General features: G+C 44.1%; 2 protein-coding genes. Both read left to right on the forward strand.

The window, feature by feature from the left end; translation table 11 throughout:
• Nucleotides 1-52 precede the first annotated feature (52 nt).
• Nucleotides 53-544, forward strand: coding sequence for a helix-turn-helix domain-containing protein (locus tag C7384_RS08035; RefSeq protein WP_116585405.1), 492 nt, complete (start codon nt 53-55; stop codon nt 542-544).
• Nucleotides 544-1,458, forward strand: coding sequence for an IS3 family transposase (locus C7384_RS08040; protein WP_243400746.1), 915 nt, complete (start codon nt 544-546; stop codon nt 1,456-1,458). Before C7384_RS08035 ends, C7384_RS08040 begins: the two co-directional genes overlap by 1 nt.
• Nucleotides 1,459-1,524: the final 66 nt, after the last annotated feature.

The following is a 1,524-nucleotide window of genomic DNA, read 5'->3' on the forward strand; positions in this document are numbered from 1 at the left end:
TGAAGTGCGCCCCCTAGATTGGAGAAATCCAAACTAGGGGGCGCCTTTTATCATGGCGAAATATTCACTGGCAACTAAATTAAAAGCAATTGACCTTTATCAAAACGGTCTGGGCACGACTCGCATTGCTAAAAAATTAAAAATAGGGGAACGTGGGACGATTCTTCAGTGGCTTTATCAATGGCATCATCAGGGCTTGACGGGCTTAATTCGAGCTAAGCAGTTGCCAAACTATTCGGTATCCTTCAAAATGAAGATAATCAACTGGTTAGTTACCCATCAAGCTTCTTACCCAGAAGCCGCTCGTCACTTTGGCATTGCCAGTGCTAGTACCGTTTGGCATTGGCATCAGCGCTATCGCTTGCATGGCCTTGATGGGCTAGCTAACCGCCGAAAGCGAGCCCAACCAATGCCTCAATCCAACCTCACCCCAGCTGAAGAATTAAAGCGTCTAAAGGAACGAAATCAATATTTAGAAACTGAGAACGCCTATTTAAAAAAATTGCAGGCCGTCATGCATCCAACCAACAAAAAACACAAATAATTGATGCATTACGGCCAGTCTATCCCTTAAAGCTATTACTTCAAATTGCTGGGTTAGCAGCTAGTTCGTTCTATGCTGCGCTCAAACGGCTGAATTGCCCCCAATCTTCATCTAGTCAGGAAGCTGATCAAGCTGTCCTGGCTGATATCATGGCCATTCGCAATAACGCGAATCTGGTTGCGGCTGAAAGCCTCGGTTATCGACCCATGCAGGTTTATCTTAACCACCTACGCGCTAAACGAGGGCAAGGGCCAATTAACCATAAACGCTTACGGCGCATTATGCGCGAACATGATTTACAAAGTAAAAGTTATGCCAAGCGCCAGGCTAAGTACCGCAGTTATCAAGGAACGACCGGTCGAATTTATAAAAACTATCTCAAAAAGCGTTTTCAAACGGATCGTCCCTTACAGAAAATAGGCACAGATATCGCCGAATTTCGTTGGGGTGAACAAAGTACTCGTCAACGTCTCTTTGGTTCTTTGATGATTGATTTTTATTCCGGAGAAATTTTAGGCTATCACTTCTCCTTACACCCCACCACTGAACTAGTCATGACCTCATTGACCCCTGTTTTAGCACAAATACAAGACCTGTCTCACTTGGTTACGCTTCACTCTGATCAAGGAACCCAATATCAATCTAGCCGCTACCAGTTAGCCTTAAAACAAGCCCATATTCGGCAAAGCATGTCGCGAAAATCAACGCCAACTGATAATGCCGTGGTCGAAAGTATCATTCACCAGATTAAGGTGGGGACCGTTTTAAATCACACTTATCCCACCCAAGTAGCCTTGGAAGAGGCCTTAGTGCGCTGGATTTATAGCTATAATCATTATCGTATTCGTCGTAAAAACAATTGGTTAACACCGATTGCCATGCGAACGCAGTATCAAAAACAAAAAGTCGCCTAATTACCGTAGTAATTAAGCGACAAGATTTATGACATTACTTCTCTCCAATTTGGAGGGCGCACTTCA

The sequence above is a fragment of the Convivina intestini genome, assembly GCF_003096575.1.
In the GTDB taxonomy this organism is placed as follows: Bacteria; Bacillota; Bacilli; order Lactobacillales; family Lactobacillaceae; genus Convivina; species Convivina intestini.

Excerpts from the sequence above, each read along its gene's own strand:
- C7384_RS08035 (WP_116585405.1), top strand. The coding sequence starts at position 53 with ATGGCGAAATATTCACTGGCAACTAAATTAAAAGCAATTGACCTTTAT.